Origin of the sequence: Phenylobacterium sp. (genome assembly GCF_044358365.1) — a bacterium.
In the GTDB taxonomy this organism is placed as follows: Bacteria; Pseudomonadota; Alphaproteobacteria; order Caulobacterales; family Caulobacteraceae; genus Phenylobacterium.
This window is the reverse complement of record NZ_JBIKNZ010000029.1, coordinates 1-15509: the sequence shown is the minus strand read 5'-3', so window position 1 is coordinate 15509 and position 15509 is coordinate 1. Positions and strand designations below refer to the sequence as shown.

At 67.8% G+C, this 15509-nt stretch carries 28 protein-coding genes; 13 read left to right on the top strand and 15 right to left on the bottom strand.

The genetic code is table 11. From position 1 onward, the window contains the following. The first annotated feature begins 50 nt into the window (after nucleotides 1–50). Both ACIQ3B_RS09940 and ACIQ3B_RS09935 read left to right on the top strand, forming a co-directional pair. A complete protein-coding gene (locus ACIQ3B_RS09940; protein WP_397402091.1) occupies nucleotides 51–845 on the top strand; it encodes a glutaminyl-peptide cyclotransferase in 795 nt (264 codons plus the stop codon). After that, entirely contained in the window at nucleotides 842–1273 is a 432-nt protein-coding gene (locus tag ACIQ3B_RS09935; RefSeq protein ID WP_397402089.1) for a PaaI family thioesterase, read from the top strand. Before ACIQ3B_RS09940 ends, ACIQ3B_RS09935 begins: the two co-directional genes overlap by 4 nt. Before the next feature lie 196 nt (nucleotides 1274–1469). Here ACIQ3B_RS09935 and ACIQ3B_RS09930 read toward each other — a convergent pair whose 3' ends face one another. From ACIQ3B_RS09930 to ACIQ3B_RS09880, 11 genes are all read right to left on the bottom strand, one after another. Next, the gene (locus ACIQ3B_RS09930) at nucleotides 1470–1784 is read right to left on the bottom strand and encodes a hypothetical protein (RefSeq protein ID WP_397402087.1); all 315 of its coding nucleotides are present in this window, start codon (nucleotides 1782–1784) and stop codon (nucleotides 1470–1472) included. After that, nucleotides 1781–3115, bottom strand: a complete 1335-nt coding sequence (locus tag ACIQ3B_RS09925; protein ID WP_397402085.1) for a hypothetical protein — start codon at nucleotides 3113–3115, stop codon at nucleotides 1781–1783. Before ACIQ3B_RS09925 ends, ACIQ3B_RS09930 begins: the two co-directional genes overlap by 4 nt. Next, nucleotides 3112–3606 (bottom strand): HNH endonuclease, encoded by a 495-nt coding sequence (locus ACIQ3B_RS09920; RefSeq protein WP_397402083.1) that lies wholly within the window; start codon nucleotides 3604–3606, stop codon nucleotides 3112–3114. Before ACIQ3B_RS09920 ends, ACIQ3B_RS09925 begins: the two co-directional genes overlap by 4 nt. Before the next feature lie 74 nt (nucleotides 3607–3680). Continuing rightward, on the bottom strand, nucleotides 3681–3902 hold the full coding sequence (locus ACIQ3B_RS09915) for a hypothetical protein (RefSeq protein WP_397402081.1): 222 nt from the start codon (nucleotides 3900–3902) through the stop codon (nucleotides 3681–3683). Between the two features lie 239 nt (nucleotides 3903–4141). Beyond that, nucleotides 4142–4432: a hypothetical protein gene (locus ACIQ3B_RS09910; protein WP_397402079.1), complete on the bottom strand. Its 291-nt coding sequence runs from the start codon at nucleotides 4430–4432 to the stop codon at nucleotides 4142–4144. Next, complete coding sequence (locus ACIQ3B_RS09905; RefSeq protein WP_397402077.1) at nucleotides 4429–4878, bottom strand: hypothetical protein; 450 nt, start codon at nucleotides 4876–4878, stop codon at nucleotides 4429–4431. Before ACIQ3B_RS09905 ends, ACIQ3B_RS09910 begins: the two co-directional genes overlap by 4 nt. A gap of 14 nt (nucleotides 4879–4892) precedes the next feature. Further along, nucleotides 4893–5078: a hypothetical protein gene (locus tag ACIQ3B_RS09900; RefSeq protein ID WP_397402075.1), complete on the bottom strand. Its 186-nt coding sequence runs from the start codon at nucleotides 5076–5078 to the stop codon at nucleotides 4893–4895. Further along, nucleotides 5075–5422 (bottom strand): hypothetical protein, encoded by a 348-nt coding sequence (locus ACIQ3B_RS09895; protein WP_397402074.1) that lies wholly within the window; start codon nucleotides 5420–5422, stop codon nucleotides 5075–5077. Before ACIQ3B_RS09895 ends, ACIQ3B_RS09900 begins: the two co-directional genes overlap by 4 nt. Before the next feature lie 109 nt (nucleotides 5423–5531). Next, the gene (locus tag ACIQ3B_RS09890; RefSeq protein WP_397402072.1) at nucleotides 5532–5783 is read right to left on the bottom strand and encodes a hypothetical protein; all 252 of its coding nucleotides are present in this window, start codon (nucleotides 5781–5783) and stop codon (nucleotides 5532–5534) included. Then, entirely contained in the window at nucleotides 5783–6082 is a 300-nt protein-coding gene (locus ACIQ3B_RS09885) for a hypothetical protein (RefSeq protein ID WP_397402070.1), read from the bottom strand. The genes ACIQ3B_RS09890 and ACIQ3B_RS09885 overlap by 1 nt, the downstream gene beginning before the upstream one ends. Beyond that, nucleotides 6082–6237: a hypothetical protein gene (locus tag ACIQ3B_RS09880; protein WP_397402068.1), complete on the bottom strand. Its 156-nt coding sequence runs from the start codon at nucleotides 6235–6237 to the stop codon at nucleotides 6082–6084. The genes ACIQ3B_RS09885 and ACIQ3B_RS09880 overlap by 1 nt, the downstream gene beginning before the upstream one ends. Nucleotides 6238–6452: 215 nt before the next feature. Between ACIQ3B_RS09880 and ACIQ3B_RS09875 the strand changes: the two genes are divergently transcribed. Next, nucleotides 6453–6704, top strand: coding sequence for a hypothetical protein (locus ACIQ3B_RS09875; protein WP_397402066.1), 252 nt, complete (start codon nucleotides 6453–6455; stop codon nucleotides 6702–6704). On the opposite strand, the gene ACIQ3B_RS09870 is transcribed toward ACIQ3B_RS09875, so the two are convergent. Then, a complete protein-coding gene (locus ACIQ3B_RS09870; protein WP_397402064.1) occupies nucleotides 6701–7435 on the bottom strand; it encodes a helix-turn-helix transcriptional regulator in 735 nt (244 codons plus the stop codon). The genes ACIQ3B_RS09875 and ACIQ3B_RS09870 overlap by 4 nt on opposite strands. Before the next feature lie 53 nt (nucleotides 7436–7488). Between ACIQ3B_RS09870 and ACIQ3B_RS09865 the strand changes: the two genes are divergently transcribed. The 9 genes from ACIQ3B_RS09865 to ACIQ3B_RS09825 are packed head-to-tail and all read left to right on the top strand — an operon-like array spanning nucleotide 7489 to nucleotide 13170. Continuing rightward, nucleotides 7489–7740, top strand: a complete 252-nt coding sequence (locus ACIQ3B_RS09865; protein WP_397402062.1) for a hypothetical protein — start codon at nucleotides 7489–7491, stop codon at nucleotides 7738–7740. Further along, complete coding sequence (locus ACIQ3B_RS09860) at nucleotides 7737–8207, top strand: HNH endonuclease (protein WP_397402060.1); 471 nt, start codon at nucleotides 7737–7739, stop codon at nucleotides 8205–8207. Before ACIQ3B_RS09865 ends, ACIQ3B_RS09860 begins: the two co-directional genes overlap by 4 nt. After that, entirely contained in the window at nucleotides 8204–8566 is a 363-nt protein-coding gene (locus ACIQ3B_RS09855; RefSeq protein WP_397402058.1) for a hypothetical protein, read from the top strand. The genes ACIQ3B_RS09860 and ACIQ3B_RS09855 overlap by 4 nt, the downstream gene beginning before the upstream one ends. A gap of 2 nt (nucleotides 8567–8568) precedes the next feature. Beyond that, entirely contained in the window at nucleotides 8569–8997 is a 429-nt protein-coding gene (locus ACIQ3B_RS09850) for a hypothetical protein (RefSeq protein WP_397402056.1), read from the top strand. After that, a complete protein-coding gene (locus ACIQ3B_RS09845; RefSeq protein ID WP_397402054.1) occupies nucleotides 8937–9956 on the top strand; it encodes a bifunctional DNA primase/polymerase in 1020 nt (339 codons plus the stop codon). The genes ACIQ3B_RS09850 and ACIQ3B_RS09845 overlap by 61 nt, the downstream gene beginning before the upstream one ends. Beyond that, nucleotides 9953–10189, top strand: coding sequence for a hypothetical protein (locus ACIQ3B_RS09840; RefSeq protein ID WP_397402052.1), 237 nt, complete (start codon nucleotides 9953–9955; stop codon nucleotides 10187–10189). The genes ACIQ3B_RS09845 and ACIQ3B_RS09840 overlap by 4 nt, the downstream gene beginning before the upstream one ends. Next, the gene (locus tag ACIQ3B_RS09835) at nucleotides 10182–10439 is read left to right on the top strand and encodes a hypothetical protein (RefSeq protein WP_397402050.1); all 258 of its coding nucleotides are present in this window, start codon (nucleotides 10182–10184) and stop codon (nucleotides 10437–10439) included. The genes ACIQ3B_RS09840 and ACIQ3B_RS09835 overlap by 8 nt, the downstream gene beginning before the upstream one ends. Next, nucleotides 10436–11278 carry a DNA adenine methylase gene (locus ACIQ3B_RS09830; RefSeq protein WP_397402048.1) on the top strand — a complete coding sequence of 281 codons (843 nt, stop codon included), beginning with the start codon at nucleotides 10436–10438 and terminating at the stop codon, nucleotides 11276–11278. The genes ACIQ3B_RS09835 and ACIQ3B_RS09830 overlap by 4 nt, the downstream gene beginning before the upstream one ends. Continuing rightward, nucleotides 11275–13170: a hypothetical protein gene (locus tag ACIQ3B_RS09825; protein WP_397402046.1), complete on the top strand. Its 1896-nt coding sequence runs from the start codon at nucleotides 11275–11277 to the stop codon at nucleotides 13168–13170. The genes ACIQ3B_RS09830 and ACIQ3B_RS09825 overlap by 4 nt, the downstream gene beginning before the upstream one ends. On the opposite strand, the gene ACIQ3B_RS09820 is transcribed toward ACIQ3B_RS09825, so the two are convergent. From ACIQ3B_RS09820 to ACIQ3B_RS09810, 3 genes are read right to left on the bottom strand one after another with little or no spacing between them, the layout of a single operon-like run. Then, nucleotides 13167–13406 (bottom strand): hypothetical protein, encoded by a 240-nt coding sequence (locus tag ACIQ3B_RS09820; protein WP_397402044.1) that lies wholly within the window; start codon nucleotides 13404–13406, stop codon nucleotides 13167–13169. The two genes, ACIQ3B_RS09825 and ACIQ3B_RS09820, sit on opposite strands and share 4 nt — an antisense overlap. Before the next feature lie 2 nt (nucleotides 13407–13408). After that, complete coding sequence (locus ACIQ3B_RS09815) at nucleotides 13409–13882, bottom strand: hypothetical protein (RefSeq protein ID WP_397402042.1); 474 nt, start codon at nucleotides 13880–13882, stop codon at nucleotides 13409–13411. After that, nucleotides 13879–14046, bottom strand: a complete 168-nt coding sequence (locus ACIQ3B_RS09810; protein WP_397402040.1) for a hypothetical protein — start codon at nucleotides 14044–14046, stop codon at nucleotides 13879–13881. The genes ACIQ3B_RS09815 and ACIQ3B_RS09810 overlap by 4 nt, the downstream gene beginning before the upstream one ends. A gap of 545 nt (nucleotides 14047–14591) precedes the next feature. Between ACIQ3B_RS09810 and ACIQ3B_RS09805 the strand changes: the two genes are divergently transcribed. Next, complete coding sequence (locus ACIQ3B_RS09805; protein WP_397402038.1) at nucleotides 14592–15242, top strand: hypothetical protein; 651 nt, start codon at nucleotides 14592–14594, stop codon at nucleotides 15240–15242. Nucleotides 15243–15509: the final 267 nt, after the last annotated feature.

Sequence of the window (15509 nt, the reverse complement as noted above, 5' to 3'; positions counted from 1 at the left end):
GGCCGGGCATTGGTCCCAAACACGGCGACGGACCGGATCGGGAGCCTCCCTTGCCGTTGCATCATCACCTGAGAGCGTGGGTCGCGCTCGTCGTCGCCTGTCTGGCGCTGCTGACCGGCGGCCCCGCCGCAGCCGCCCTGCCGGTGTTCGGGGTGACCATCAAGGCGACCTATCCCCACGACCCCCGCGCCTATACGCAAGGGCTGCTCTTTCTGGATGGCGCGCTCTACGAAAGCACGGGCCAGATCGGCCAGTCCAACATCCGGCGAGTGCGCCTGTCCGACGGCGCGGTGCTGCAGTCGCAGGCCATTTCGCCCACCATGTTCGGGGAGGGCATGGTCAACTGGGGCGGAGAACTGATCAGCGTCACCTGGCGCGACCAGGTCGGGTTCCGCTGGGATCGCAAGACCTTCGCCTTGAAGTCGACCTTCAGATATCCGGGCGAGGGCTGGGGCCTGACGCAGGATGGCAAGCATCTGATTCTCAGCGACGGCACCCCGGTCCTGCGGTTTCTCGATCCCATGACCTTTCGCGAGGTGCGCCGGGTCCGGGTCACCGCCGAGGGCCGGCCGCTGCGGAACCTGAACGAGATCGAGTGGGTGAAGGGCGAGGTCTACGCCAATGTCTGGCAAACCAACCTGATCGCCCGGATCGATCCGAAAACCGGCGTCGTCAGGAGCGTGATCGACCTTTCCGAACTGCCCGAGGCCGCGCGGCGCCGCGACGCCGACGCCGTACCCAACGGGATCGCCTATGACGCCAGACAGGACCGCTTGTTCGTCACGGGCAAGAACTGGCCCCGACTCTACGAGATCAGCCTGAAACCCAGAGCCGCCACCCGATGACCGACGAAGACGATGTTATCCCCGAGCCCCCTGAGGGCTTTGTCCGCTCGAACGGCCGCGGTGCGTTCTCCACCCGCAACGGCCCTTATTTCCACCGGCTGGGCGAGGGGCGTTCCGTCGAACAGGCGTTCTTCGCCCTGCCGCGCCACACCAACGGCATCGGCATCGTTCACGGCGGCATGCTGTCGGCGTTTGCGGATGGGCTTCTGGCCGGCGCTGTGGGCCGCGGCTCGGGCAAGATCGCCGTGACCATCCACCTGTCCCTCGACTACCTGCACATGGCCCGCAAGGGCGACTGGGTCATCGGAGAGGCCACCATGAGCCGCGCCACCCGCGATGTCGCCTTCGCGGACGGGCGCCTGCATGTGCGCGGCGTGGACATCGTTCGCTGCTCGGGCGTGTTCAAACTTATGGATCGATCCACATAATCGGCGAGTTAGGTTTGCGGAAATTGTGAAACGCCCATAATGCAGGGCTCCAACGCAATCGGGGCGTAGCGCAGCCTGGTAGCGCATCTGGTTTGGGATAAGAACGCGGTGTTGGCGGTCCCAACAATATCAGTCAGTTAGCGCGGCGCGACCGGGCGGGAACGGGCCTTGGCGGGCGTGAAAAGACGTTCAAGTCTCACGGATGTTCACCCAGGGCGCGCGCCATCATGGCGCGCCAGATGCCGGCCGCGTCGTCGGCGCGGTGAAAATCAAAATAGCTGCCGTCGTTTGGCCAGTAGTCGGCTTCGGGGTCTTTCAGCATTGCAATCTGCTCGGGTGTGAGCCTCGGATAGGCCATTTCATCAGTGGGTTCGCGCATGGCATGGAGTACGGCCCGGCAGATGCTGGTCTGGCGCTCCGGAAGCATGAAACCCCAGCCCGCCTCCATATCCCGGTCGAAGCTGATCGCCGCCTCGATGGCGCGTCGCACGCGCTCAAGCATTTCCGTCACAGCCTGATCCCTCCCGCCGCCAGATAGTCGTTGAGCTTTTTGGCGCCGGCGTTGGCGATGTCCTGGCCCAGCTCGGTGTAGTGTTTGTCCAGCACGTCGGCGATGCGCTTCATGGAGTGGAGCGAGCGGGTGGCGATCTCCTCGTTGGAGAGGCCGGCGGCCTTGCCGACGGTGATGGCGGTGTCGCGGAGGTCGAGATCCAGCAGGGTGGCGACGCTGGGCACCGCCTTGGCGGCTTGCGTGCGCACCTCGTCGAACTTCTGGCGGTAGTAGCGGGCCGACCATGGCTTGCCGGTCAGGTCGCAGAGGATCACGTGGGTGGGCGTGACGTTGGGGCCGAAGCGTTCGGCCTGGCGGGCGCGGATCTGCTGCAGGCGCGGGACGCCCAGGGTGGCCAGCAGCGGCGTCTCGCCCTTCCGCCCGGTCTTCTGGCGCGTGCCCTTGACGGTGTTGTCGGCGCTGATCTGGCCCCAGGTGAGCTTGAGACGGTCGGTCTGGGACCACGAAAGATCGACGCCCAGGATGATGCTGTCGGCGATCGAGGGCAGGCCCATCGCCTCGGCGGCGCTGATCAGGGCGCGCAGCTCGGGCCATGTGCCGACGCGGATGCGGCCGGGCGGGGTTTCGCGGTCGACCAGCTTGGCCCAGTTCTGGCGCAGGGCGCGGCGCTTGACGCACCATTCGAGGAAGGCGGAGGTATCGCCCAGCACGCCGTGGGCCATGTTGCGGCCGACCTTCTCATGCAGGGTCCAGTAGGCGTCATAGAGCGGCCCCTGAGCCTGGGACAGATCCGGGGTGTCCTCGAAGGCCGGCGGCTCCAGCACGTCGATGGAGAAGCTGCGCACGCGGGCGCGGGCGGCCTGGTAGCGGGGCAGATCGGCGGCGGCCGTGGGCTTCAGCGGATAGCCCGCCAGCACGTCCAGCAGGCGCGAGAGCTTGGAGCGGCGGTCCGGCTTGTTGCGGATGGCCTCGAATTCGCGGCTGGGGGCGATGGCGCGCTCGGGTGCGCCCAGATAGGCGTCGAGCAGGGCGCCCAGGCTGCGGCGATCCTCGGCGGCGACGGGCAGGCCTGCGCCGGGCGTCTGGCCCGCGCCGGAGGGGGCGCTGGCGGCCAGGGCGGGCGGCACCAGCCCGCCCGCCTTCCACGTCGCCACAGCGGCCACGAGGGCCTGCGCCGCATCAATGCTGGCCCCGCGCGCCAGCCAGCGGCCGGCGGCGTCCTTGAGGTCGCGACCCTTCCAGCCGGCGCGGCGCAGGGTGGGCGAGGGTATCCATCTCGGTTTTGCGTCCCTCCAATGCCAACCGCTCGGGACCCCTTTACGCTGGTTCATCTGACGTCTCCGAAATTGAGGATGGCGAATTCACCGAAGGCGGCGCGGGCCGCTGCGTCGTAAGCCCGCGCGGCGTCCTCGGGCGTAGCAAAATAGCCGAGTAGGATTAGCTGACCGCGCACCTTGATCTGCGCGCGCCATCGGTTGGCCCGGACGTGCACGCCCCGCCATCTCGTGGCATCCTGCGGGATGCGGTTTGCAGCATTTTGAGAGGCGTCACATAGGCGAAGATTGGCCCGTTGGCAGTCCAAGGTGTCGCGGTTGATATGATCAACAAGAGCGCCGCGCGGTGCATTCAAGAGAAAGCGGTGGAGGCGGATGCGCGTAGCCCTGCGGGAGCCATCAGTGCGAGAACCAGCGGAGCCGGTTCTCGTCGCGTACGGCCGGACGCCGCGACCGTACGCGGCGTGCCAATGCCAGCGATCGACGAGATCAAAGTCCTCGTCATCGACCAGCGCGACGAGTGTGGAGTTGGTGAGGGGGATAAGCATTACCATCGGCTGCGGCTCCTTCCAAAGAGACGCCGTGGGCGACCTTGCGCGGCCACCCACAGCAGATCAAGCCATCAAGTGCGAGCGTCCAGCACGTCGAGATCGAAGTCGGCGCTGAGCGCGGTTTCCAGCTCGCCCACTACAATGAAGGCAAGCTGGGCCAATCCCCTGACCTGCGGCTGGGCCAGGGATCCCCAGCGTTCGAGATCGACACAGTTGAGCAGGGCGCAATACGCCCGGGCGGCCAGAAGCGCCTGCACGACAGGCAGGGGGGCGTCGTTGTTGGTTGTGGTCATGGTCGTTCCTATGCGTCGTGATGGACACAGCTCGACCGTGTTGAAGCGGCGCCGCATCCAGGGTTTCAACACGTGGCATAGGTCACGCCCCGACGCCTTTAGGCTCGCGCCTTGGACATGCGCGCCGGGACCCTGGACTTGAAGCGGGGTGCGGAAGTTCGTCCGCAACGCGCCTATGCACACGGGGTGTTGATGCCCCGCGACAGAAAAGGCGCTGTTTGGGTGATGTGTCAAGGGCGCTAGAACAGGCCGTAGATATCGCCGATCTCGACAGCGATGGGGTTGTAGTCGCCCAGCGCGCCGGTGACGCTGGATGGCGGGGCCGGGATATCGGCGGCGATGGCGGTCTTCACGGCCTGGGCGGCGACGATCCCCTCCAGCAGGGTGCGCACATTGGCACTGGTGATCGCGGCGTCGGCGACGGTGGCGATGTCGGCCATGCCCAGCTTATCGCGGATCAGCGGCTGATCGTAGAGGGCGGCCTGCAGGCGACCGCGCAGGGCAAGGATGGCGTCGTCGATGGCGCTCATGGGGTGGTCTTGACAGCCGTGGCGTCTGTCCAGCCGATCACCTCGCGGACGATCAGGCCGCCCGCGTCTGGCTCCCCCTGTTCGGCGTGCCAGCGGACCAGATCGGCCCAGGTGGTGAAGCCGTCGACGGCGGCGAAGATCTCAAGGTAGGCCCGGGCCTGGGGCGCGCCGCAGCGGGCGCACTGGAACATGCGGTCGATGGCCGCGCCGGCCACGCCCAGCGCCTCGACGTTGGCGATGTTCATCAGGCCGTGGTCGGAGAGCGTGACGGTGGCGCGATAGACGCATTCGCCGATGGCGAACTTGGGCTTGGCGCGGCCGGGCAGGAACTGGATCTCCTCGCTGATCTTCGCGTGGCGCTTCTTCTGTGAGGCGCGCAGGGTGAAGGGTTTGGAGCCGTCAAGGATGGCGTCGTGGTGGCGGGGTTCGAACTGGTAGGCGACCATTGCGGGCTATCTCCTTAGCCGTTGGGGTTGACGTCGGTGAGGGTGTCGGCGGCCACGAAGGTCTGGCGCGGGCCGTCGGGAGTGGTCCATTCCACCAGCACCATCCCGCCGCCGTCGTTCTCGATGACGGTGAGCGGCAGGGCGGGGTCGGCGGGGATCTGCCAGACGATATCGCCGGGGTTCAGGGGTGGGCCGGTCATTCCATGCGCTCCATGATGCGGGCCAGCTCGGCGCGTAGGCGCAGAACGGCGGGTGTGAGGGCGCTGGCGGCCTTCTGGCGGCTGACGTGGACGCCGCGCGGCTGGATGTGGGCGGCGCCGAACGCCCGCTCACGATGCAGCTTCCACTCGGCCACGGCGCTGCGCCGCCAGCCATAGGTTCCGCGCTGGCCCGGCGGCGGATAGCGGCAGGGCGCGGGAAACTGGCAGAAGGCGGGGTGGGCCGGATCGGACCAGGCCCGCCACTGTTTGCGGAAGGTGTCATAGCAGACGCCGGCCTCGGCGGCGGCGGCGTGGGTGTCGAGAATGTCGGGTGTGTCGCTCAAGAGGTGACCTCCAGCGATTGCAGGATCAGCAGGACCCAGCCGTAGCCGATGGCGCCCACGGTGAAGGCCGACAGGGCGACGAGGATGAGGACTTCGCAGAGGCGGCGCATCAGGCGTTGCCCGGGCGGCGGCGTGTGAGGCCTGCGCAGTTGTTGACGGCCTGCGCGACAGCCTCGGCAATCGCCAGCACGCAGCCGTCGGATTGCTCGGAGTTTGGATCGACGACCAGAACACACTGCCGGTTCGCGGCGTGGATCTCGCCATCCTCGCCCGCCACCCAGGGGGCCGGGCGACCATTGTCAGCCAGCAAGCGCGCAAAGGCTTCAGGTCCGAGGTCCGGGAAGATTTGCAGGTCCGCCATCACGCCACCGCCCTGAGCGGATCGAGCCGGTAGAGCGCGCCGTCCAGCAGTTCGAGCTGGCGGGCGCGGACGTATTCGGGCGCACCGATCACGGCGTAGCCCAGGGTTCCGGCGGCCTCGTCGGCGTAGCGCACGATCAGGGCCTGGCCGGAGAAGGCCTCCGAGGTGACGATGGCCGGGACGATCTCGATGGGCCGCCCGGCGCGCAGGGTGTGGATGTGATCGGCGAGGAAGGCCACGGCGGCGAAGTCGCGCGGCGGGGTGGTGGCGTCGAGCCAGAACTTGCAGGGATGCTGCATCAGACCGCCCCCGCCTTGGCCAGGACGATCACGACCGTGGCGAGGAAGATGGCGGCCCAGATCAGGCCGCGCAGGGCGGAGGCGATGCGCCGATCCGGCTGGACCGGGGCAAAAACACCGCCGGGATCGACGGTGCGCTGGGTGTTGGGTGGCATGGTTTAGGTTCCGTGCGTTTCACGGGAAACACTAAAACGGTGTGTTTGTTGGTGCCGTCAACACCAAAGTAGTGGCCCACTATGGTGTTTCACCGCCGCGAGGGATTGTGCGACAGTGGATGATGATCGGAATTTTACTCGCAGCGGTAGCAGCGATCACCACTCCCCCGGCGGCCAAGCCGACCCAGGCAGAGCGCGCAGAAGCCTGCAGGCAGATGACACTGATGCTGATCAGGGCGGAGGATAGTGGCGATGATGTGGATGGCGCGATATCCAGGATCCGCGAAGGTATCGATCTGGATCGCCGATACGCAACGACCCAAGCGAATGGCGAACTGCGCGACTGGACCCTCAGCAGGGTTGGCCAGCGGGTGGCTGAGGTCCAACTTGTCGCCCGCGCCCAGGCCTACAGGCAGCGAAATATCCGGGACGCCTACGAATTGAGCCGGGTTGCCTGCGGGCATTAGCCGCCGCGGATCACCACGGCGTGGAGCCCGCGAACCTCGGCCAGATCGAAGCGGAGTTCCTTTTCTTTTGGATGCAGCTCAGTGACATAGAGAGTGCCGCCGACTGTGCGGTCGTAGAGCTTGATGTAGTAGTCGCCGGAGGTGGTTTCGACGACGCAACCCTCGCCGCGCCTGGGCGGCTGGCCGATATTGTAGGCGACAAAACTCCCGGGAAAAACGTAGGGCACCATGCTCTCGCCGGCGACCTGCATGATCCGTGTAGAGCGCCCGAATAGATGGGAAATATCCATCGTGCCGGGCTCCCCTTCATCAAAGATGTGCAACCCCTGAGGGCTAGCCCGAACTCGCCCGGGCATGGGAAACTCAAAATCGCCCATTGAGCGGTTAGCGCGTGGCGCGGCTTCGGTCAGCCGATCAACCTCCAGAAGAAAGTCACCGTGGGAGGCGCCAATGGCCTCCGCAAGGCGGCGCTGGAGTGTGGTCTTGAGTAGGGCATTGTTCTCCGCCGCTTCATAGCGCTGCCAAGACTGTTGATGAGTGTTGGCGAGTTCGGCGGCGGCCAACTGGGAAAGCCCCCTCGCCTGCCGGAGGCGACGCAACGCCGTTCCGTAGATCTGGGCTTCGCTAGGGCGGGAACGCTGTCGGTCGGTCATCTCGTGACGAAACACCGAACGCGCTCTGTGTTCGACGGCAAACATGGTGTGAATGATACACACAAAAAGGGTTGTCATTAACACCAAATCACACACCGATCCGGTCGAGACGTTTTCAGGACCTCGCCGAAATGAGCAAATGCCCGCCAGATCCTCGCCCCCGCTGCCGGTTTGCCCACTACCTGTTCGAACGGCGTCTCGGCCCGCGCGACGTGGCCCCCCTGCTGGGATGCAGCCACGAGCAGGTGCGCCGGGTGTGCCTGCCGTTCGATGATCCGGACTGGCGCAGGCCATCGGAGAAACTGAAGCAGAAGGTGGCCGCTTGGACCGGCGGGGCGGTGTCGGCGAGCGATTGGCTAGAGCGCGAACGGGTCTCCACATGAGCCCTTTCGTTCTGATCAGGCTCCCATCCGGCCTGCACACCCTGATTGACGCGGTCGATCTGGAGCGCGTGCAGGCGCTCTACTGGAACTCAGTGCGGGGAACGTGTCGGCATCATCGGATTAACCACTACGTCCAGGGCCGCGTCGACGGCGCATCCATCCAGCTCCACCGCTGGCTGATGGCCCCGGTGCCGGCAGATATGCACGTCGACCACATCAATGGCGACGGTCTGGACAACCGGCGCTCCGTGAACCTGCGGGAGGTCACCCGTTCGGAGAACATGAAGAACAGGATCTATCGAGATAGCCCGCTGTCGCTGGGCTGGACGCCCCGGAGCGTGCCGATCGTGCCGCTGCGGCTGGCCCATCGCGCCAAGGGGCCGCAGCGCCGCATGCGGCGGCTACCGGTGGCGCGAATGTCGCATCGCGACGCGCTCAAAAGTGTCTGGATGGGGGCGCGCCCATGACCCGCCGCACCGCCGCCGACGTCGCCCGCTGGGTCGAGCTGGCCACGCAGGTGGCGCTGGCCATCCGCACTCCGACCCGCCCGATGCACCCGCTGGAGCGGGCCTGCGCGCGGGCTCACAAGGCGGTGATGCCGTGCGAACCCTACAGCGCGGCCAATCCCTGGCTGGCCTGCCTGAAGCTGGCGACGCGGTTTGCCGGCGAGACGGCGCTGGTGCGGTCGGATCTGGCCGGCGAGCTGGAGGCGGCGCTGGCCCGGGCGCAGGCCCATGCCTCGCTGAGCGATCCGCCGACCCGCGCGGCGCGGCCCGCCCCTGCATCGCCCGGGCCGTTGCGGCCCTACTATCTGGACGAGGATTGAGCATGGGCGAGATCCTGATCAGGCCCGGATATGCCCAGCGGCGGCTGAACACCGATGCGGCGCAGGCGCGGGCGGCCTGGCTGATGGCCTGCGATCTGGCGGCCACGGAATTTGGCGGCGACGTGCGCAAGGTGCTGCAGGGCAACGGCCGGCGCGGGCGCACGGTGGACGACCTGACGGCGCGATGCCGCAAGGTGGCCTGCTATCTGGTGACCGTGGTGGCCAACGCCTCGCCCGAACGGGTGGCGGAGGCGACGGGGCTTAACCGCTCGACGATCCACAAGCATGCCGCGTGGGTGGAAGACCGCCGCGACGATGGCGGCGCGTTCGACGCCCAGATCGAGCGGCTGGAAATGGCCCTGGTGCTGATGTGCGCCCGGGTGGTGCTGGCCCGGCTGGGGGTGACGGGCGCGGATGGGGTGGCGGCGTGAGCGGCGCCCTCGACCTCGCCCGCGAGGCCCATGACTACGCCGCCCTGGGCTTGGCGGTGTTTCCGCTGCAGCCGGGGCAGAAGAAACCCTATGGCTTCACGACCGGCCTGAAGGCGGCGAGCGACGATCCGGCGCTGGCGGCGGCGCGGTGGGCGGGGCGCGCCTCGCTGCCGATGCGGGAGAAGAAGTCGGCGGACGAGCGGATGCCGCGCGGAGTGGTGGCGCAGCCGACGTCCAACATCGGCATGGCGACGGGGGCGGCCAGCCGGTGCTGGGTGCTGGACGTGGACGGGCCGGAGGGGATCGAGAGCCTGCTGGCGCTGGCGGCGGCGAACGGACGACTGCCCGCGACGGTGCGCCAGCATACCGGCGGCGGCGGGGGGCAGTTGTTCTATCGCTGGCCGGGCACGCTGCCCTGGGGCGTGGAGATCCGCAACGGGGTCAGCAAGTTTGCGGCGCACCTGGATGTGCGCGGGGCGGGCGGATACGTGGTGCTGCCGCCGTCGCTGCATCCCAGCGGGCGGCGGTATGAGTGGGCCGAGGGGTGCGCGCCGTGGGAGATCGAGCCCGCGCCCGCGCCCTGGTGGCTGCTGCGGATCGTGGCGCCGCCGGTGGAACGGCCGCCGGCGCCGGCGGTGTATCGCGACGGGCCGCGCGGGACGGGCGGCGGCTATGGGCAGGGCGCGCTGGACGCGGCCCGCGCCGAGGTGGCCCACGCGCCGGCCGGCAAGCAGAACGAGACGCTGCATCGCAACGCCTACGGGATCGGGCGGCTGGTGGCCGGCGGCGAGCTGGACCGGGGCGAGGCCCTGCGCGGGCTGGTTTCGGCGGGGCTGTCGATGGCGACGGGCGACCCGCGCCGCCCCTGGACCGAACGCGACGTGAGCGACGTGGTGGAGCGTGCGTTCCAGCGCGCGCAGGGCGACCCGAAACGGGCGCCGGAGGGGGGAAGATCATGAGATCGCTGAATTGCACCATGTCCGCGCCGGGTTCGCCCTGGTCGGAGAGTTACCTTGCGTTCGCCCTGACATTGGCGCCGGAGGATGTCGTTCGCCCCGGGGGCGACAGTGACAGCGGTATCTCCAAGGCAAGTCGGCGCGAGTGGGCCTGGGTCCAGACCGCCCAGCGACTGGTCGAGTGTCACGGCCACGCGGGCGCGCTGGCGCGGCTGAACGGGTACGGCCATGAGTAGCGCCATCCACCTGACCAAGGCCGCGCGCCTGCAGGTCGAGGCCATCCGCGAGGTGCTGGCGCCGTGGGGGTTGGCGTCGGCGCTGGCGAACGAGGGCCCGCACATGTGCCTGAAGGTGACCGGGCCGCGCGGCGGGGTGTGGCGGCTGGTGATCGCCGGCACGCCGCGCGACGCGGACGCGGCTGTCGTGATGGCGCGCGGCAAGGCGCGCCGCCTGGTGCGCCAGATCAACGGGCGGGCCGGGTATTGAACGCGCCCTGGAGACCGCCGCTCAGGTACATGGGCGGAAAATGGCGGCTGGCGCCGTGGGTGATCCGGCACATGCCGCCGCATCGGACCTATGTCGAGCCGTTCGGTGGCGCGGCGGGCGTGCTGCTGCGCAAGGCGCCATCCTATGCGGAGATCTACAACGATCTGGACGGTGAGGTGGTGAACCTGTTTCGGGTGCTGCGTGACCCGGATCATGCGCTCGAGCTCTCCCGCCGGATCTCGCTCACGCCTTTTGCGCGCGATGAATTTGAGGCGACCTATCAGGTTGCGCCGGATCCCATCGAGAACGCCCGCCTGCTGGTCGCGCGCTCCTTTATGGGCTTCGGATCGACCGCCGTCGCGTTGCGCCGGCGCACCGGGTTTCGGGCTGACAGCAATCGGAGCGGCAAGCATCCGGCCAAGGACTGGACGGGGATGCCGGCGGCCTTGCTGGCCATCACGGAACGCCTGCAGGGCGTGGTGATCGAAAACCGGCCCGCGATGGGGATCATGGCGCGGTTTGATGGGCCGGATACCTGCCTCTATGTGGACCCGCCCTATCTGCATGACACCCGATCCAAGAAGCGGACGCATGGGTCGCTTGAGCACGCCTACAAGCATGAAATGGACGACGCGCAGCACGGCGAGCTGTTGGCCTGGCTGAACGCCTGCCAGAGCATGGTGATGCTGTCGGGATACCCATCGGAGATCTATTCGGACGCGCTGCCTGGGTGGCGGAGGATCGATATTGAGGCGCTGGCCGATGGGGCGCGCAAGCGGACGGAAAGCCTGTGGCTGAACCCGGCGGCGATGGCGGCGACACGGGGGCTGTTTGAGTGACGCGTAAACGAGAAGATGACCCCATCGCAGGGGCGCTGGCGATCGAGGGCGAGGAGCTGGAGAGCCTGCTGGAGGCGTCGAAGGCCGACCCGATGCCGGGCGACGAGATGCCGGTGACCGACGGCTATGGCCGGGTGCTGGATCTGGTGGCGCCGGGGGCCTGGCTGAGTTTCGCCGATCCCCTGACCCGGTTGCCGCCCAACTGCCCGGTCACGCCGCTGGGCAAGAATGAGGACGTCTATTTCTTCCTGAACACCCTGGGCGCCATCGAGGCGTTCAAGTCGAATTCATCGGGGAAGGGGCCGCTGGGCTCGATCTTCGCCGGACGGTCGCGGTATCTGGAATGGGCCTGGCCACGGTTCGGCAAGGGCACGCGAGGCGGGCCGCCGCCGGTGACCGGCTGGGACGCGGACGATGCGCGCCAGGCGTTGCAGGACGCGTGCGCCTTTGTGGGTGTTTTCGATGACGGCGACCGGGTGCGCGGGCGCGGGGCCTGGCAGGACGAGCGCGGGGCGCTGATCTATCACGCGGGCGACCGGGTGCTGTATCACGGCCGCTGGCTGCCGCCGGGGCGGCATGGCGAGTGGGTGTTTCCGGCGCGTCCGCCCCTGCCCAGACCCGCGCCGGATCGCGTGCCGGCCGGAAGCCAGGGCCCGGCGGCGGAGCTGCTGACCCTGCTGGAAACCTGGACCTGGCGGCGGCCCGAAACCGACCCGCGCCTGCTGATCGGCTGGCTGTGCATGGCGATGATGAGCGGGGCGCTGGAGTGGCGCGCGGCGGTCTATCTGACCGGCGAGCGGGGGAGCGGCAAGAGCCGCCTGCAGGAGGTGCTGGGCCACGTGCTGGGCCGGGCGCTGATGAAGTCGGTGAATACCTCGGGGCCGGGCATTTATCAGAAGCTGCGCCACGATTGCACGCCGGTCTGGGTGGACGAGCTGGAAGCCCAGAGCGAAGGCAATACGAACAAGGTGATGGCGATCATCGAGCTGATCCGCACCGCCAGCTCGGGCGGGTCGATCAACCGGGGCAGTCAGGACGGGGTGAGCCGGGAATACCAGTGCCGAAGCCCGTTCATCTGTTCGAGCATCAATATCCCGCCGATGCGGGGGCAGGACCAGAGCCGGTTCGCGGTGCTGCAGCTCCAGCCGTTTCCGGATCTCCCGGAGGGCGCGGAGGTGCGCGACCTGGAGTTTGACGCCACGGCGCTGTTGAGGATCGGCGGCGAGCTGTTGCGGCGGATGATCGACGGCTGGCCACGCTGGCCGCGCGTGCTGAAGGCGTTTCGGCATGCGCTGATCAAGGCGGGGCACGATCCGCGCGGGGCCGACCAGTTCGGCGCCCTGATCGCGGCGGAGCATATGGCGCTGTCGGACACGGACCCGACGCAGGCGGAGCTGGACTTCTGGGCCGACGCGCTGAAGCCGTCGGACCGCTCGGAGACGGCCAACCGCACGGAGGACTGGCGCGATTGCCTCAAACACCCGCTGGACGTGGCGCCGGAGGCCCTGAAGCATCGCAAGGGCGGGTTTACGACCGTCGGCGGCGTGCTGGCGGCGATGCGCGCCAATGGCGACATCGGGAGCGTGGACGCGGAGGAGGCGTGCGCGGCGGTGGGGCTGGCCCTGACCTGGCCGAAGGGCGCCCTGAAAAACTGGGAAAACGCGCGGCTTTTCTTCCCGGGCTCACATCCGGAGGTGCGCAAGCTCTACGCCGGCACGACGTGGAGCGGGGTATCTGGCGCGACGGGCGTGTGGGCGACCACATTGCAGCGCGCGCCGCCAGAGATCGCCCAGGCGGGCGTCTGCGGCAAGGGGCTGGACAAAAAGCGATGGGGCGTCTTCGTGCGCCTGGCGGCGGCGTTCCCGGACGACGGGGGCGACGCGGACGACTAGCGGCGGGCGTGGGGGGCCAGTTGGTCCAGCACGGCCGTCAAGGCCTCGTGCAGGGCCGCCAGCACCCCGCGCGCGGCGGGATACTCGCGGCCCTCGCGCGCGGCGGCGCGAATGCGGCTCATGGTGCGCTGATTGATCCCGGTGAGGCGGGCAAGCGCCGCGCCCCACTCCGGACCGGCCAGGGCCTCGCCATAGCGGGCGACCAGCTCGGAGGCGTGGGGCGGGCGGTCAGTCATGGTCAGGTTCTCCACGCTTGGCCAGCTCGTCTCGCATGATCGCGATTGAAAACTGGGTGCCCTCGATGCTGGCCAGTTGATCGGCGATGCGCTGCCTGATCTGCGCCGTTGGCCAGGTTGCGATCTTTCGGCGATCTTCCTTCACGCGCTTGGGGTCGTGCCACCATTTGCTCATACCTAATGAGTTTCAAATCAAGCGCGGCGGCGCTCCCGACCATCTGGGCCAGCGCCTGCGACGGCACCGCCAGCACCGCGCCTAGGCTCGAATAACGCTGAAGGAGGGCCTTCGCATGGTTGCCCGCCAGCTTGGGCGCCGTGCGGGACAGCAGCAGCTCCAGCGCCTCGAAGTCGGCCAGTGTCTGGCATCCGAAGCGCGCGGCGCGTTCCTGCAGGCCTGAAGGCTGGTAAGTCGGCGCGCGCGGCGCCGTGCGGGCGGAGAGCGTGAGGGTTTCGGCGAACAGATCAAGAGCGCTCATCGTGCGGGCGCCTGTTGTACTTCACAGGCCAACGGGCAGATTTCTACGCAGTCCAGCAGAAAGATCAGGTGCGCGGCCCATTCTTCCGCGAGCGCGTGATTTCCGGCCTGCTTGTGTGCGATGGCCTTAGCTAGAGCTTTGGCGATGGCTGAACGATCCAGCATGGTTTCGGTCCCTTCCGAAGCGCGCCCGGCCCGTTGCCGTGGTGCGTAATGTCTGATTAGCGGACACTTGGCAGGCTGTCAACACCCATCGAACGGCGCCAGCCGTTCGGCATGGTCTGCGAGGCGCAGCGCCCCGCTTGGGGCGCGGTGCGCGCCTCGCGCCGCTTGAGGGTTCGGGTTCTGACCCGGACCCGCGCGGGCCTCCCTACTATCGCCTCTTATGCAAACCCTGACCCTTCCCGGCTTAACCTGCAGGGTGGGCGCGCAGCGTTCTGCGCGGCGGGTCTGGGGTTTCCAGACATTCCAGCGGCCTTCCATCTGAAGTTGCGAAAGATCAACGGCTTAACCGCGTGGAAGGCGTGGAAGGCGTGGAAACCGCTTGGCCCTGTTACGTGAGAGATCAGGAGCCGAAAACGTCGCGCAACATGAAACACCCACCTTCCACGCCTTCCAGAACTTCCAAGGTATCCACCCCTCAGAAATTGTTCGGATAATCGTAGAAACCGGCTTGGAAGGCGTGGAAGGTGATTAAACAAGGGGATTTAATGTCGGGGGGGTCGGTGGCTCCGGCGAAGCGGGGCAGGCCCAAGGGGTCGACCAATCGACGGGCGAAGGATCTGCAGGGGTTCATCGCGGCGAAGTATGGGGCCAGCGCGGCGCAACAGTCGGCGGCGCTGTGCATGGTGACGCCGGCGGAGCTGAAGGCGGCCGGCGGATCGATGGCGAAGGCGCGGGTGAACAAGGCTCTGGAGCTGGTCCAGCACGTGCGCAAGGCGCAGGAGGGTCGCGACGACTGGCTGAGACAGGTCGTGCGCGAGGAGCTGCGCGGCCTGGCTGGGGAATTGCCGGACGATCTGGCCCGGGCCATCGAGCGATCGATCAAGCGGATCGGCGAGGCGGCGGCGGGGTTCGGCCTGAAGGATGCGCTGAAGATGATCGGCGACGAGCTGGCGGATCTCCTGCCCTACACGGATCAGCGCCAGCCGCTGGCCATGGAGGTCAAGGGCGAAGGCGTGGCGCCGTCGGTCGTGGTCCAGATCGAGGGGTATGCGCAGGCCATGCCCTCCGAGGCGACCGACGCTGAATTCATTGAGGTTTTCAGCGTGGGCGAGGGGCAAGTCGCACAATCCAAGTCGCACGAAGGGCAACAGGCCCTTGAATTCGTTGACGAACCAGACGCCAGCGCCGCTGATTGAAAATCAGAGGCGGGGTCCGCGCCGTCGACCCCCCTTGGGGTCGACCCACCCCCACCCCCGAAATTCCCGCGCCCGGTTTGCCCCTGGGGGGGCCTTTCCGGCGGGCAACCGCCTGCAGGCCGATCTTATGCAACGGTTCGTCGCCCGGAACAAACTCAGCGCTGAAAAGGGTCGGGGTAGGGGAATGAGCCGGTGAATGTGAAAAAGTCGACGGCCTGGAAACCGGCTGGAGCCAAGGCGCAAGCCTATGGTCAGAGCCGGGCGGAT

What these genes read in the sequence shown, in the direction of transcription:
- ACIQ3B_RS09810 (WP_397402040.1), bottom strand. Translation starts at nt 14,046, where the DNA reads ATGCTGGATCGTTCAGCCATCGCCAAAGCTCTAGCTAAGGCCATCGCA.
- ACIQ3B_RS09870 (WP_397402064.1), bottom strand. Translation starts at nt 7,435, where the DNA reads ATGACAACCCTTTTTGTGTGTATCATTCACACCATGTTTGCCGTCGAA.
- ACIQ3B_RS09875 (WP_397402066.1), top strand. Translation starts at nt 6,453, where the DNA reads ATGACACTGATGCTGATCAGGGCGGAGGATAGTGGCGATGATGTGGAT.
- ACIQ3B_RS09840 (WP_397402052.1), top strand. Translation starts at nt 9,953, where the DNA reads ATGAGATCGCTGAATTGCACCATGTCCGCGCCGGGTTCGCCCTGGTCG.
- ACIQ3B_RS09880 (WP_397402068.1), bottom strand. Translation starts at nt 6,237, where the DNA reads ATGCCACCCAACACCCAGCGCACCGTCGATCCCGGCGGTGTTTTTGCC.
- ACIQ3B_RS09935 (WP_397402089.1), top strand. Translation starts at nt 842, where the DNA reads ATGACCGACGAAGACGATGTTATCCCCGAGCCCCCTGAGGGCTTTGTC.
- ACIQ3B_RS09920 (WP_397402083.1), bottom strand. Translation starts at nt 3,606, where the DNA reads ATGCTTATCCCCCTCACCAACTCCACACTCGTCGCGCTGGTCGATGAC.
- ACIQ3B_RS09900 (WP_397402075.1), bottom strand. Translation starts at nt 5,078, where the DNA reads ATGACCGGCCCACCCCTGAACCCCGGCGATATCGTCTGGCAGATCCCC.
- ACIQ3B_RS09910 (WP_397402079.1), bottom strand. Translation starts at nt 4,432, where the DNA reads ATGAGCGCCATCGACGACGCCATCCTTGCCCTGCGCGGTCGCCTGCAG.
- ACIQ3B_RS09925 (WP_397402085.1), bottom strand. Translation starts at nt 3,115, where the DNA reads ATGAACCAGCGTAAAGGGGTCCCGAGCGGTTGGCATTGGAGGGACGCA.
- ACIQ3B_RS09805 (WP_397402038.1), top strand. Translation starts at nt 14,592, where the DNA reads ATGTCGGGGGGGTCGGTGGCTCCGGCGAAGCGGGGCAGGCCCAAGGGG.
- ACIQ3B_RS09890 (WP_397402072.1), bottom strand. Translation starts at nt 5,783, where the DNA reads ATGGCGGACCTGCAAATCTTCCCGGACCTCGGACCTGAAGCCTTTGCG.
- ACIQ3B_RS09835 (WP_397402050.1), top strand. Translation starts at nt 10,182, where the DNA reads ATGAGTAGCGCCATCCACCTGACCAAGGCCGCGCGCCTGCAGGTCGAG.
- ACIQ3B_RS09815 (WP_397402042.1), bottom strand. Translation starts at nt 13,882, where the DNA reads ATGAGCGCTCTTGATCTGTTCGCCGAAACCCTCACGCTCTCCGCCCGC.
- ACIQ3B_RS09820 (WP_397402044.1), bottom strand. Translation starts at nt 13,406, where the DNA reads ATGACTGACCGCCCGCCCCACGCCTCCGAGCTGGTCGCCCGCTATGGC.
- ACIQ3B_RS09865 (WP_397402062.1), top strand. Translation starts at nt 7,489, where the DNA reads ATGAGCAAATGCCCGCCAGATCCTCGCCCCCGCTGCCGGTTTGCCCAC.
- ACIQ3B_RS09850 (WP_397402056.1), top strand. Translation starts at nt 8,569, where the DNA reads ATGGGCGAGATCCTGATCAGGCCCGGATATGCCCAGCGGCGGCTGAAC.
- ACIQ3B_RS09860 (WP_397402060.1), top strand. Translation starts at nt 7,737, where the DNA reads ATGAGCCCTTTCGTTCTGATCAGGCTCCCATCCGGCCTGCACACCCTG.
- ACIQ3B_RS09905 (WP_397402077.1), bottom strand. Translation starts at nt 4,878, where the DNA reads ATGGTCGCCTACCAGTTCGAACCCCGCCACCACGACGCCATCCTTGAC.
- ACIQ3B_RS09915 (WP_397402081.1), bottom strand. Translation starts at nt 3,902, where the DNA reads ATGACCACAACCAACAACGACGCCCCCCTGCCTGTCGTGCAGGCGCTT.
- ACIQ3B_RS09855 (WP_397402058.1), top strand. Translation starts at nt 8,204, where the DNA reads ATGACCCGCCGCACCGCCGCCGACGTCGCCCGCTGGGTCGAGCTGGCC.
- ACIQ3B_RS09885 (WP_397402070.1), bottom strand. Translation starts at nt 6,082, where the DNA reads ATGCAGCATCCCTGCAAGTTCTGGCTCGACGCCACCACCCCGCCGCGC.